Annotated in this window: 12 protein-coding genes; 1 reads left to right on the top strand and 11 read right to left on the bottom strand. The window is 44.9% G+C overall.

From position 1 onward, the window contains the following. Positions 1–166 precede the first annotated feature (166 nt). On the top strand, positions 167–1825 hold the full coding sequence (locus tag MHI08_RS03265; RefSeq protein ID WP_342499989.1) for a PucR family transcriptional regulator ligand-binding domain-containing protein: 1659 nt from the start codon (positions 167–169) through the stop codon (positions 1823–1825). On the opposite strand, the gene ablB is transcribed toward MHI08_RS03265, so the two are convergent. The 11 genes from ablB to purC form a co-directional block, all read right to left on the bottom strand. Then, positions 1820–2665: a putative beta-lysine N-acetyltransferase gene (gene ablB, locus MHI08_RS03260; RefSeq protein ID WP_056767534.1), complete on the bottom strand. Its 846-nt coding sequence runs from the start codon at positions 2663–2665 to the stop codon at positions 1820–1822. The two genes, MHI08_RS03265 and ablB, sit on opposite strands and share 6 nt — an antisense overlap. 21 nt (positions 2666–2686) lie before the next feature. Continuing rightward, entirely contained in the window at positions 2687–2881 is a 195-nt protein-coding gene (locus tag MHI08_RS03255) for a hypothetical protein (protein WP_024424515.1), read from the bottom strand. 111 nt (positions 2882–2992) lie between these two features. After that, positions 2993–4267 carry a phosphoribosylamine--glycine ligase gene (gene purD, locus MHI08_RS03250; protein WP_046314136.1) on the bottom strand — a complete coding sequence of 425 codons (1275 nt, stop codon included), beginning with the start codon at positions 4265–4267 and terminating at the stop codon, positions 2993–2995. A 12-nt stretch (positions 4268–4279) separates the two neighbouring features. Further along, positions 4280–5818 carry a bifunctional phosphoribosylaminoimidazolecarboxamide formyltransferase/IMP cyclohydrolase gene (gene purH, locus MHI08_RS03245; RefSeq protein ID WP_342499988.1) on the bottom strand — a complete coding sequence of 513 codons (1539 nt, stop codon included), beginning with the start codon at positions 5816–5818 and terminating at the stop codon, positions 4280–4282. Positions 5819–5833: 15 nt separating this feature from the next. Then, positions 5834–6403 (bottom strand): phosphoribosylglycinamide formyltransferase, encoded by a 570-nt coding sequence (gene purN, locus MHI08_RS03240; RefSeq protein WP_095407892.1) that lies wholly within the window; start codon positions 6401–6403, stop codon positions 5834–5836. Then, complete coding sequence (gene purM / locus MHI08_RS03235) at positions 6400–7440, bottom strand: phosphoribosylformylglycinamidine cyclo-ligase (RefSeq protein WP_342492282.1); 1041 nt, start codon at positions 7438–7440, stop codon at positions 6400–6402. The genes purN and purM overlap by 4 nt, the downstream gene beginning before the upstream one ends. Positions 7441–7536: 96 nt before the next feature. Then, entirely contained in the window at positions 7537–8967 is a 1431-nt protein-coding gene (gene purF, locus MHI08_RS03230) for an amidophosphoribosyltransferase (RefSeq protein WP_327831409.1), read from the bottom strand. After that, positions 8943–11174 (bottom strand): phosphoribosylformylglycinamidine synthase subunit PurL, encoded by a 2232-nt coding sequence (purL, locus tag MHI08_RS03225; protein WP_342499987.1) that lies wholly within the window; start codon positions 11172–11174, stop codon positions 8943–8945. The genes purF and purL overlap by 25 nt, the downstream gene beginning before the upstream one ends. Continuing rightward, a complete protein-coding gene (gene purQ, locus MHI08_RS03220; RefSeq protein ID WP_024424510.1) occupies positions 11158–11841 on the bottom strand; it encodes a phosphoribosylformylglycinamidine synthase subunit PurQ in 684 nt (227 codons plus the stop codon). The genes purL and purQ overlap by 17 nt, the downstream gene beginning before the upstream one ends. After that, the gene (gene purS / locus MHI08_RS03215; protein WP_003214349.1) at positions 11838–12092 is read right to left on the bottom strand and encodes a phosphoribosylformylglycinamidine synthase subunit PurS; all 255 of its coding nucleotides are present in this window, start codon (positions 12090–12092) and stop codon (positions 11838–11840) included. The genes purQ and purS overlap by 4 nt, the downstream gene beginning before the upstream one ends. After that, entirely contained in the window at positions 12085–12807 is a 723-nt protein-coding gene (gene purC / locus MHI08_RS03210; RefSeq protein ID WP_046314143.1) for a phosphoribosylaminoimidazolesuccinocarboxamide synthase, read from the bottom strand. Before purC ends, purS begins: the two co-directional genes overlap by 8 nt. Between the last annotated feature and the right edge of the window lie 4 nt (positions 12808–12811).

Raw genomic sequence — 12811 nt, 5'->3', positions numbered from 1 at the left:
GCAGCTGCATCTTTCTTTTTTCATGAATCGCAAGAAAATTTTGTATACTTGTTATAAGATTAGCTTAATCAAGAGGGCAGTCATCCTCCATTCGCCACATGCCCGAATTTCACACGCATTTTTTATACATCGTGTATAAGAGTGTTCAAAAGGAGGTCATGAGTCTATGGCGATTCTCGTCAAAGATGCACTCTCGCTCGATATCATGAAGGAAACAAAGCTGCTTGCTGGGGAAAATGGACTAGACCGCCTCATTCAGTGGGTGACCATCGTGGAAATTATCGAAGATACTTCAAGGCTTTCAGAAGGGGAACTGCTCGTCACAACCGGCTTTGGACTTGCAGACAATCAGGAAAGGCGCACCCGGCTTGAGGAGCTGATTCAATCTCAACGTCTATCGGCCATTGCGATTTATAAAGGCGTATACTTAACGGAAATTCCGGCATCACTGATCGAAGCTGCTAAAAACAGCGGCATTCCACTCATCGAGATTCCTTCACATGTCAACTTTTCAGACATTACAAAAGCCGTCCTAGAGCAAATCGTCAGCAGCCAGCTCCATCAGCTTAAATATTCTTCAGCCATTCACCAAAGACTGACCCATTTAAATGTCAGCAATAAAAATGTCACGCAAATTACAGATGAGCTGGCACATCTCACTTCGGCGAACATCGTTGTGCTTGATGTTTTTTTACATCAAACAGCAGCTCATCTCATCAAAGATGAAGTGACGTACTCTCCTGCTTTTGGCTTTCTGACAGATCATGAACCAATCGAAACGACGCCTCTTCTCAAGCAGGCTGAGGAGAAAGGAAGGCTCGTTTATGACACGTGCGGTGCGTTTGTCCTCGCTGCATGTCCAGTGATTGCGATGGGCGATATTTTCGGATTTATTGTATCTTTAAAGAAAAAGGATGCGTGGCATCATCTCGACGCGATTGCCATCGAGCATGCTGGGGCGGTGTATGCGATTGAATGGCTGAAGCAAAAAGCCATTCAAGATACAGAAAACCAAATGCAAGGTCATTTGTTAGATGATATTTTGCAGCAGCAATACACAGAAGAAAGCTATGTGGTTGAACAGGCAACAAAGTTGCAATACGATATGAGCGATGAGCAGGTGGTCATCTACTTTCAATTTCAGCATCAGCACACACAGCTCGATCACCAAATGATGCAGCGCCTATCTCAATTACTCACATCGATATTTGAACGCAGACATATTCCTTTTTTACTTAAGACAAGGCTCGATTCCATTTTTGTTCTTACACCAGCAGGAAAAAAAGCGTTTCAAGAAGCGGAGTGGTATCGTGCAGCAGAAGAGTGCCGGAGCACTTGGTCTTATTTTTTTCCCGTCCACCCGATTGTGATTGGCATTGGGAGAGCCTATGACCAGATCGGTCTCTTTTCAAAAAGCGCGAAGGAAGCGCAGTATGCAGCAAGGCTTCTTCCGCTTTTAAAGACAGACGAATGCATCATTCATTATCAAAAGCTCGGCTTATACGGGATGCTGCTTGAAATGAATGAAGCCGGTATGAATTTGCATGACTTTTACGTGGAGCTGTTAAGTCCCTTGCTTTATACGAAAAAACAGGGCGCTGACCTGATCCATACACTCGAAGTGTATTTGGCACACAATGAAAATATTCAAAAATCTGCGGGAGAATTGTTTATTCACAGGCATACATTAAGCTACCGGCTGAAACAAATTGAAACGAGAACAGGCTGCAGCCTCAAATCAACAGATGATCGGATGAAGCTGCAGCTCAGTATCATGGCGTACCGCCTATCTGGTCTGCTTGATCAGATGAGAACCATTTCATGATTCATTCGGCGTTTTCACCCATAGATTCATATCTTCAATTTTGTCAAAAATATAGCAGTTGTTTTGGAAACGCCCGGTATACGTATAGCCGAGCTGATAAAACACTTGGTTCATTCCATAGGACAGTGCACGTGCGAGAGAATAAAAGACATAGATGTGCATGGATTGAAGTTCTTTTTCGAGTGCTAGAATCAAATGATGCATGAATCCTAGTTTTCTGTATGATGGAAGGGTCGCACAATCTGTTAATTCCGCATGACCATACGGCGCATTGATTTCAGCGGATGCTGCACTCACAATGTGACCGTCATGTTCAACGGCATAAAAGACGGTCCCTTCCTCCATCACCTTTTGGATGTAATCTGGCTCATTCATTGGCGTAGGATACGTTTCAAAAACGGCATCATAGAGCTTTGCCAGCTTGTGAATATCCTGCGTATCCGCTTTCCGCATCACATACTCATCCTGCCACGTGCCTTGGTCTTTTTTGAGAGGCTTTTCCTGAATAGACGCAACAATTTCATCTTCCTTCAGCCAATACGGGCTGTTCATTCGATCCTCCGTCAGAAAGAGCGACATGCCGTACGCATCACTTCCAAGAAAATAATGAGAAAACACGCCTTCAAGCCGAAAGCCTTTTTCTAAAAAAAGAGGCATATGCTCACGCCTGACTTTCACAATGACCTTAGAAGCCTTGGAGTCTGCCGCTTCCTGAAGAACCGACTGAATCACATCCCGCACCCTGCCGCTGTAGTCATCCAAACGGATTCGCTCATTAAATGAATCAATACAGATCGAGGCAGAAAAACGCTTGTTCGCAAGTTCCTTCAATTGCACCATATACTCATCCTCTCTTATAAATCAGCTAATAAAAAAAATCCAAATGGAAAATGAAACAATGACGATACCAGAAAAAATCGACATGATCATATACCGAATGGCTGAGCCTTTTTTGGCTTTGTTTTGCTTTCTCGCTTCATACATGATGAGATTTGAGAACAGTATAAATAAAATAAGTAACACGATTGCAAATAGAATAATTCCTTGAATGACCATGCTGCCTCCTCATAAACTCGTCATCCCATACTACTTCTTCATATTCCGCCGGCATCCCTTCTCATGAACAAAAAACACCTTTCCATCTCATCAGATAGAAAGGTGTTTTGATTAAACGTTTTTCCCCGCAGCCTTCAGTGCACGGGCACCGATGTCACGGCGATAAAATAGACCTGGCTGTATGATTTCTTCAACCGCTTCATACACTCTTGATCTTGCCGCTTCAAATGTGTCGTCAAATGCGGTCACATTCGCTACACGTCCGCCATTTGTGACGAATTGATCGTTTTCTTTTTTTGTTCCTGCATGGAAGGTCACGACATCAGAGACAGTCGTTTGCAAGGCACCGATCGGTGTGCCTTTTGCATAGTCTTCTGGGTATCCTTCTGATGCAAGAACCACACTGACAGCCGCAGTGTCTTTCCACTGTAAGTCCACATCTTTTCCATCAAGAATATCGAGGAATACTTGGACTAAATCTGATTCAAGACGAGGGAGAACCACCTGCGTTTCAGGGTCGCCAAAGCGTGCATTAAATTCAATCACCTTTGAGCCTTCTGGTGTCAGCATTAAACCTGCATATAAAATGCCTGTAAATGGACGCCCTTCCTGCACCATCGCGCGAGCTGCCGGTTTCACAACATCTTCCACGGCTTTCTGAACCACTTCATCTGAAATTTGCGGAACTGGTGAATAAGCGCCCATCCCGCCGGTATTCGGCCCTTTGTCATCTTCAAAGGCCCGTTTGTGATCCTGCGCAATCACCATCGGATACACCTTTTCTCCGTTGACAAAGGCCATGAGTGAAAATTCTTCGCCTGTTAAAAATTCTTCGATGACAACAGATGCACTTGCATCGCCAAACTTTTCATCCTCTAAGAAATCATGCAGACAATCGACCGCCTCTTCAAGCGTCATAGCCACTGTGACGCCTTTTCCTGCGGCAAGCCCGTCTGCTTTAATGACAATCGGCGCACCTTTTTCTTCCACATATGCCTTTGCTTCTTCAAACGATGTAAAGGCAGCGTAAGCGGCTGTTGGGATATCGTAGTTCTTCATTAAGTCTTTTGCAAATTCCTTTGAGCCTTCAATGACCGCAGCTTTTGCATTCGGTCCAAATACTTTTAGACCTGCTTCTTCAAATGCATCAACGACACCTGCGATTAAAGGGACCTCTGGACCGACAATGGTTAAGCCGATTTCGTTTTCTTTTGCAAAACGAATTAATGACTCATGATCGCCTTCGTCGATTGGTACAAGCTTCGCAGCATCTGTCATTCCATCATTGCCGGGTGCGACAAATACTTGGCTGACAAGTTCACTTTGATTCACTTTCCATGCGATGGTATGCTCTCTTCCGCCTCTGCCGATAATTAATACGTTCACACTGTCATCCCCTTAATGTTTGAAATGTCTAACGCCAGTGAAGACCATGGCGATGCCGTATTCATCTGCTTTTTGAATCGATTCTTCATCACGAATAGATCCGCCTGGCTGAATGATCGCTGTGACGCCTGCCTTTGCAGCAGCTTCCACTGTATCGCCCATTGGGAAGAATGCATCAGAGCCTAGTGCGCTTCCTTTTGCCTTTTCACCAGCTTGCTCAATTGCAATGTTAGCTGAGCCCACGCGGTTCATTTGACCAGCACCGATTCCTGCTGTCATTTGATCTTTCGCAAGGACAATGGCATTTGATTTCACATGCTTGACTACTTTCCAAGCAAGTTTTAAGTCTTTCCATTCGTCTTCTGTTGGTTCTCTTTTCGTTGGAATAGAAATCGTTGCTTCCTCTAAGCCGTACGTGTCAATATCCTGAACAAGCAGTCCGCCATGGACACTTGTCAGCTGTTTTTCTTTTTTCCCAAGATCTGCTTCTACATCTAATGTTAATAGACGAAGATTCTTTTTCGCTGTTAACACGTCAAGTGCTTCTTGGCTGAACGATGGGGCGATGACAATTTCTAAGAAAATCGTATGCAGCACCTCAGCCGTTTGCTTGTCTACTTCACGGTTAAGTGCCACAATGCCGCCAAAAATAGACGTCTCATCTGCTTTGAATGCTCTGTCAAATGCTTCTGCAATCGTTTCTCCTGTACCAACGCCGCACGGGTTCATATGCTTCACAGCGACAGCTGCCGGCTCCGTGAATTCACGTACGATTTGGAGTGCTGCATCTGCATCTTTAATATTGTTATAGGAAAGTTCTTTTCCATGTAATTGCTTTGCAGTAGCCAAAGAACCTTTGGCTGGAAGTGCATTTTCATAGAAAGTCGCCGCTTGGTGCGGGTTTTCTCCATAACGAAGGGATTGTTTTTTCTCAAACGTGACAGTGAACTGTTCTGGCTCTGTTTCGCCCACAAAGTTTGTTAAGTAATCCGCAATCAGAGCATCGTATGCAGCCGTATGACGGAATACCTTTGCAGCGAGCTCACATTTTTTCTCGAGTGACACGCCGCCTTCTTTGATTTGCTGGATGACTGTATCATAGTCACGAGGATCGACAATCACTGTGACGTCTTGGTGGTTTTTTGATGCTGCACGAAGCATTCCCGGTCCGCCAATATCAATGTTTTCAATCGCTTCTTCATACGTCACATCGTCTTTTGAGATCGTCTCTTTGAATGGATAGAGATTCACGACAACAAGATCAATCGGCTGAATGCCATGCTTCTCAATCTGTGCCATATGCTCATCGTTTTCTCTCACTGCTAAAAGCCCGCCATGAATGTTCGGGTGAAGTGTTTTGAGTCGTCCGTCCATGATTTCAGGGAATCCAGTGACTTCTGAAATTCCAATGACATCAATGCCGTTCTCTTGAAGAAGCTTATGTGTACCTCCAGTTGAAATCACTTCAACGCCAAGTTCTGTTAATTCTTTCACAAAAGGTACAAGATTCGTTTTATCGGAAACACTGATTAATGCGCGTTTGATCGTCATGCCTTCGTCACCTCATTAAGATAATTCTAAAAGTGATTTGATCACTTTTGGATATAGTGTGTGTTCTAGTTCATGCATTCTTTTTTCAATCGATTCAAGCTCTTCCCCTTGTTCGATGTAAATCGACGCTTGGTCAATGATCGGACCTGTATCCATGCCTTCATCGACAAAATGGACGGTGATGCCCGCCACTTTGACGCCTGCTTGATAGGCTTGTCCAATGGCATCCAGCCCTGGGAAGGCTGGCAGCAAGGACGGGTGGATATTGACAATTTTCCCTCTGAATGCTTCAAGTAATGTCGGACCAATCAGTCTCATATACCCAGCAAGGAAAATCCATTCCACTTCATGCAGCCTAAGCTGTTCAATGATCGTTTGTTCAAAAGCGGCTTTATTCGGAAAAGCCTTCGGGGTAAAGGCAAAGGAGGGAATGCCCTCTTTCTCAGCACGCTCCAGCACCTTTGCACCCGGTTTATCACAAATCACAATGGCGGCCTCTGCCTGCCACTGTTCTTTTTTTAATGTATCAATAATGGCTTGAAAATTCGTCCCGCTTCCAGAGGCGAAGATCGCAAACTTCTTCATGAGAGGCTTCCACCGCCGAATGTGACACCTTCTCCTTTTTGAACACGGCCGATGAGAAATGCTTTCTCTCCGTCTTCTTCAAGTCCTCTGATCACTTCGACAAGGTCATCTTCTTTTACCGCTAAGACAAAACCAATGCCCATATTAAACACGTTGAACATTTCTTCTGCCTTTAACTGTCCTTTTTCTTGAATAAAGGAGAAAATTGGCGGTACTGGCCATGAGCCGTTATCAACCTCAACGCCAAGCCCTTCAGGCAGCATACGCGGTAAATTTTCAATAAAGCCGCCGCCTGTCACATGTGCCATGCCGTCAATCTTGCCGGCTTTCACTTGTTTGAGAACAGGCTTCACATAAATTTTGGTCGGTTCAAGAAGCTCTTCTCCAAGCGGTCTTGTAAAAGGTTCATACGTTTGATGTAGATCCAGACCAGCGTCTTCCAGCAATACTTTACGAACGAGAGAGTACCCATTGCTATGAATTCCGCTTGAGCTGAGTCCGATAAGCAAGTGCCCCTCTTTGATGCTCTCTCCTGTCACGATTTCATCCTTTTCAACGACGCCTACTGAAAAACCAGCAATATCATATTCATCTTCTGTGTAAAGACCCGGCATTTCTGCTGTTTCTCCGCCGACAAGCGCTGAACCAGACTGCTCACAGCCGTCAGCCACACCTTTGACGATTGATTCAATTTTTATCGGATCTGCTTTTCCAACTGCTAAGTAATCTAAGAAAAAGAGCGGCTCTGCCCCTTGTGCCAGCACATCGTTCACACACATTGCCACGGCATCAACACCGATCGTATCGTGTTGATCCATTAAAAAGGCAAGCTTTAATTTTGTTCCGACACCATCTGTTCCTGAGACAAGAACGGGCTTTTTGTATGGCAGCTCAGATAAATCAAACATACCGCCAAATCCGCCTAGAGCACCCATGACGCCTGCTCTTTTTGTACGTTCTACGTGTGTTTTCATTCGTTTGACGGCTTCGTATCCTGCTTCGATGTCGACACCGGCGTTTTTATATGCTTCTGACATCCCATTCACTCCTTTTAGCTGCTTCTCTTCCATTTATTTTCAGCAGAATGAAAGAGCAGCATATCAAATCATCTTGACTGCTGCTCCTTTATTCGATTATTTCGTCAGTGCTGTTTCCTTCACATGCGGAAGAACAGTATCTTCATAAATTTCAGTCGGGTATTTCCCAGTAAAGCATGCTAAACATTGACCGCGCTGCGGATCCTCATACTTTCTGCCAATCCCGTCCATTAAACCGTCTACAGATAAAAATGCAATGGAGTCTGCACCGATTTCCTGTCTAATTTCTTCCACTGAATGAGAAGAAGCAATCAGCTCTTCATGTGTGGACGTATCAATTCCATAAAAACAAGGATGTGCGATTGGCGGTGAACTAATACGGACATGGACTTCCGTCGCACCCGCTTCTCTTAGCATCGTCACAATGCGGCGGCTCGTAGTTCCGCGTACGATGGAATCATCGACCATCACGACACGTTTTCCTTCGACGACCCCGCGCACAGCTGACAGCTTCATGCGCACGCCCTGCTCACGCAATGCTTGAGACGGCTGGATAAAGGTCCGTCCGACATAACGGTTTTTAATTAAACCGAGCTCATATGGAATACCTGTTGCTTCGGCATATCCAATCGCTGCAGAAATACTCGAATCTGGTACACCTGTCACGACATCCGCTTCGACATGCGCTTCCTCGGCAAGCTTTTTGCCAAGATTCTTTCTCGCACTATGCACGTTGATGCCATTGATATTGCTGTCAGGTCTTGAGAAATAAATGTATTCCATGCTGCACATGCTGCGGTTAATGTTCATGGAGAAGCGTTCAGATTTCAGGCCTTCATCATTAATGATCAGCATTTCTCCAGGCTCTACATCTCGTAAATACGTGGCACCGACAACATCAAATGCACATGTTTCAGAAGCAACAACATACGCATCCCCAAGCATACCAAGTGAAAGCGGACGTAAGCCGTTCGGATCAAGAGCCACAATCATTTCTGTTTCCGTCATAATTAAGAAAGCATATGCGCCTTTAAGCATGGACAGAGCATTTTTGATCTGCTCTTTCAATTCAACATAGCCGCTGCGCTTAATTAAATGAGCAAGCACTTCAGTGTCAGAAGATGTTTGGAATATACTCCCCTGGTTCTCTAGCTGCTGCTTTAATTGCGTTGCATTCACTAAGTTCCCATTATGAGCAAGGGCAAGACTGCCGTTGTTTTGCGAGCGGAAGAAGAGGGGCTGCACATTTTCAAAGCCGCCTCCGCCTGCTGTCGCATACCGAACGTGTCCGATCGCACCTTTTCCTTTCAAATCCTTTAGCTCACCGTTTTGAAAGACTTCCGTAATCAGTCCAAGGCCTTTATGTGCCGTCAGGTTTTCACCATCTGTTGCAATGATTCCCGCACCCTCTTGTCCTCGGTGCTGAAGGCTATGCAATCCGTAATATGTGATTTGCGGGGCTTCTTCGTGTCCCCAAACCCCAAAGACGCCACACTCTTCGTTTAAGCCTCTGATTTCAGCAAGCATGGGATCGCTCCTTTCCATGCGCGTTCAAGCTCGTTGACCGCTGCATGAATCCATTGTTGTCCTTCTTGATTTTTGACAGTGAATACCCCATCATTTGTGACCGTTCCAACTTCTTTCGCATCTTTGACAGCCGCAGCAAACGCTTCGCGATGCTCTGGTTTCACTGTGACGACAAAACGTGACTGTGTTTCACTGAATAATGAAGCTTCGCTGTTTAAATCAATTTGGATATGAGCGCCAAGACCGTCTGTTCCAAATGTACTTTCAGCAAGTGCAACACCAAGACCGCCTTCAGACACATCGTGAGCTGATTGAACAAGTCCGTTTTGAATCGCAGCAAGAAGGGCTTCCTGACGAGTGAGCTCTACATCCAAATCAATTTCTGGTGCTTTTCCGTAAATACGGCCTTCTGTCATCTTTTGAAGCTCACTGCCTGCGAATTCTTCCTTCGTCTCACCAATGACGAAAATCACATCGCCAGCCTGCTGGAACGACTGCGTCGTAATATGAGCTGTATCTTCCACCAAACCAACCATCCCAATGACTGGTGTTGGGTAAATGGCTGTTCCATTTGATTCGTTATATAAAGAGACGTTACCACCGATAACTGGTGTGCTTAGCTTGCGACACGCTTCGCTAATACCGTCAGCAGATTTTTCAATTTGCCAGAAAATTTCTGGTTTTTCTGGGTTACCGAAGTTCAGGTTATCTGTTACTGCAAGCGGACGAGCGCCTGAGCACACAATGTTACGTGCTGCTTCTGCGACTGCGATTTTCCCGCCGACCTCTGGATCAAGGTACAGATAACGTGCGTTACAATCGGTTGTCATCGCAAGGGCTTTTTTCGTTCCGCGCATTCTTAAAACGCCCGCATCAGAGCCTGGTGCAACGACTGTATTTGTCCGAACCATGTAGTCATATTGGTCATAAACCCATTCTTTACTTGCAATTGTCGGCTGCTGAAGGAGCTGCTTTAACGTGTCGGCTGCATCTGTGATAGCAGGTGCTTCAACTTTTGTTTCTAAAAACTCACGATAGTATGCAGGCTCACTTGACGGTTTGTGATAAACCGGCGCTTCTTCTGCAAGTGCATCAACAGGAAGCTCACATACCACTTCACCTTGGTGAAGTAAGCGAAGCATTTTATCGTCTGTCACATGACCGACTGATACTGCTTCAAGATCGTATTTTTCAAAAATATCAATGATTTCTTGTTCACGGCCTTTTTCAATAACCAAAAGCATTCTCTCTTGAGATTCAGAGAGCATCATTTCATATGCTGACATGCCTGTCTCACGCTGCGGGATGAGATCTAGATTCATCTCGATACCAGAACCTGCTTTACTCGCCATTTCCGCACTTGAGCTTGTTAAGCCAGCCGCTCCCATATCCTGAATTCCAACGAGTGCATCGTTTTTGATGACTTCGAGGCACGCTTCAAGTAGCAGTTTTTCCATGAATGGATCGCCGACTTGAACTGCTGAGCGTTTTTCTTCTGATTCATCAGAAAATTCCTCAGACGCAAATGTTGCACCATGAATTCCGTCACGGCCCGTTTTGGCACCAACGTACATGACCGTGTTGCCGACACCTTTGGCCTGCCCTTTTTTGATGTCTTCATGGTTGATTAATCCAACACACATCGCATTTACGAGCGGGTTGCCTTCATAGCTTTGATCGAAATGAACTTCTCCGCCGACTGTTGGAATTCCGATACAGTTTCCATAGCCTGCGATCCCTGCCACTACTTCTTCAAACAAGTACTTCACGCGCGGTGAAGTCAGTTCACCAAAACGAAGAGAGTTTAATACAGCAATTGGACGCGCACCCATGGAGAATACATCACGGATAATTCCGCCGACACCTGTCGCCGCTCCTTGATACGGTTCAATCGCAGATGGATGGTTATGTGATTCGATTTTAAATACAACCGCTTGGTTGTCTCCAATATCAACGATTCCAGCGCCTTCCCCAGGACCTTGAAGGACGTGCTCTCCTTTTGTCGGGAATTTGCTTAAAACAGGCTTTGAGTTTTTATAACTGCAATGCTCTGACCACATGACAGAAAAAATGCCCGTTTCTGTGTAGTTTGGCAGCCTGCCAATAATGGATTCGATTAAAGCGAATTCTTCATCACTCAATCCCATTTGCTGATACAATTTCTCTTCTTTAATTTGCTTGTGACTTGGTTCAAGCAGTAGTGACATGAGTGTCCCTCCAATTTTTCACGATAGATTGAAACAATTTAAGTCCGTCTGCGCTGCCTAGTAATGAATCAACCGCGCGCTCAGGGTGCGGCATCATGCCGAGTACATTGCCCTCTTCATTCGTTACACCTGCAATACGATTCACACTACCGTTAATATCGTCTCCGTAAGTGAAAGCGATTTGGCCGCGTTCAATGAGCTTCGCTAAAGTGTCTTCGTCACAGTAGAAGTTGCCTTCACCGTGCGCTACAGGAATCGTAATGGATTCGCCTTTTTGATAACCGCTTGTAAATTGCGTTTCGTTGTTTTCTACAATGAGTTCAACTGGACGACAGATAAATTTCAAGTCTTTATTTCGTCTCATCGCACCCGGAAGAATACCTAGCTCCTGAAGAATTTGGAACCCGTTACAAACACCAAGAACAGGTTTTCCTTCCTCAGCTGCTTTTTTCACCGCCGGCATGATGTTTGAGAAGCGGGCGATCGCACCACATCTTAAGTAATCCCCATAAGAGAAACCGCCTGGTACGAGTACACCGTCAAATCCGTCAAGACTCGTTTCGTCGTGCCATACATATTCAACTTGTTCACCTAACTCATCTTGAATCGCATGGTACATATCGATATCACAGTTAGAGCCAGGCAAGACGATCACTGCAAACTTCACTGTGCGACAACCTCCTCCACCTCATAGCGGTAATCTTCAATCACCGTGTTGGCAAGTAATTTTTCGCACATTTCTTTGACGACTGTGTCTAAATCACGATCTGATTTTTCAATGACAAGCTCCATGTATTTCCCGATACGGACATCCTTTACTTCCTGATAAGACATGCTGTGCAAAGCATGCTGCACGGCACTTCCTTGAGGATCAAGAACGCTCTCTTTTAAGCTGACAAAAATTTTCACTTTATACATGTTTATGGCCTCCAAGTCTTTTGAAAATTTCTTCGTATGCATTCGTTAAGCCGCCTAGGTTTCGTCTGAACACATCTTTATCAAGCTTTTCGTTTGTATCTTTGTCCCAAAGCCTGCACGTATCAGGTGAAATCTCATCAGCTAGCAAAATACGATTCTCGTGATCTATTCCGAATTCAAGCTTGAAATCAATTAAATTCACATGACAGTCTGAGAAGATTTGCTTTAACTCTTCATTCACTTGTCTTGTGATCTGTTTCATTTCCTCGACCTGCTCAGGTGTCGCTGCATGTAAAATGCGAATATGATCTTCTGTAATGAGCGGATCGCCGAGCGCATCATCTTTGTAGTAAAACTCAATCAAAGGTGTGTCCAGTTTCGTTCCCTCTGGAATGCCAAGGCGTTTTGACATGCTGCCTGCCACTACATTTCGTACAACCACTTCAAGCGGAACAATCTGTACCTTTTGAATGAGCTGCTCTGTTTCAGTAAGGCGTTTCACAAAGTGATTGTTGATTCCTTTCTCATGCAGCATTTGAAAGATTAAGCTCGAAATTTCGTTGTTCAGTCTGCCTTTGCCTTCGATTTCGGCTTTCTTTTCGCCGTTAAATGCTGTAGCTGAGTCTTTATATTCGACATATAAAATATGCTCGTCATCGGTCTGATAGATTCTTTTCGCTTTGCCTTCGTAGAGAAGTTCTTGTTTCACAGTCATTCAG

It is taken from the genome of Bacillus sp. FSL M7-0791 (assembly GCF_038627085.1).
Taxonomy (GTDB): Bacteria; Bacillota; Bacilli; order Bacillales; family Bacillaceae; genus Bacillus; species Bacillus safensis.
The sequence above is the reverse complement of the archived record's forward strand: the minus strand, read 5'-3'. Positions and strand labels throughout refer to the sequence as shown.

What these genes read in the sequence shown, in the direction of transcription:
- purH (WP_342499988.1), bottom strand. Translation starts at nt 5,818, where the DNA reads ATGACGATCAAACGCGCATTAATCAGTGTTTCCGATAAAACGAATCTT.
- purL (WP_342499987.1), bottom strand. Translation starts at nt 11,174, where the DNA reads ATGTCACTACTGCTTGAACCAAGTCACAAGCAAATTAAAGAAGAGAAA.
- ablB (WP_056767534.1), bottom strand. Translation starts at nt 2,665, where the DNA reads ATGGTGCAATTGAAGGAACTTGCGAACAAGCGTTTTTCTGCCTCGATC.
- purS (WP_003214349.1), bottom strand. Translation starts at nt 12,092, where the DNA reads ATGTATAAAGTGAAAATTTTTGTCAGCTTAAAAGAGAGCGTTCTTGAT.
- purN (WP_095407892.1), bottom strand. Translation starts at nt 6,403, where the DNA reads ATGAAGAAGTTTGCGATCTTCGCCTCTGGAAGCGGGACGAATTTTCAA.
- purM (WP_342492282.1), bottom strand. Translation starts at nt 7,440, where the DNA reads ATGTCAGAAGCATATAAAAACGCCGGTGTCGACATCGAAGCAGGATAC.
- MHI08_RS03265 (WP_342499989.1), top strand. Translation starts at nt 167, where the DNA reads ATGGCGATTCTCGTCAAAGATGCACTCTCGCTCGATATCATGAAGGAA.
- purF (WP_327831409.1), bottom strand. Translation starts at nt 8,967, where the DNA reads ATGCTTGCTGAAATCAGAGGCTTAAACGAAGAGTGTGGCGTCTTTGGG.
- MHI08_RS03255 (WP_024424515.1), bottom strand. Translation starts at nt 2,881, where the DNA reads ATGGTCATTCAAGGAATTATTCTATTTGCAATCGTGTTACTTATTTTA.
- purC (WP_046314143.1), bottom strand. Translation starts at nt 12,807, where the DNA reads ATGACTGTGAAACAAGAACTTCTCTACGAAGGCAAAGCGAAAAGAATC.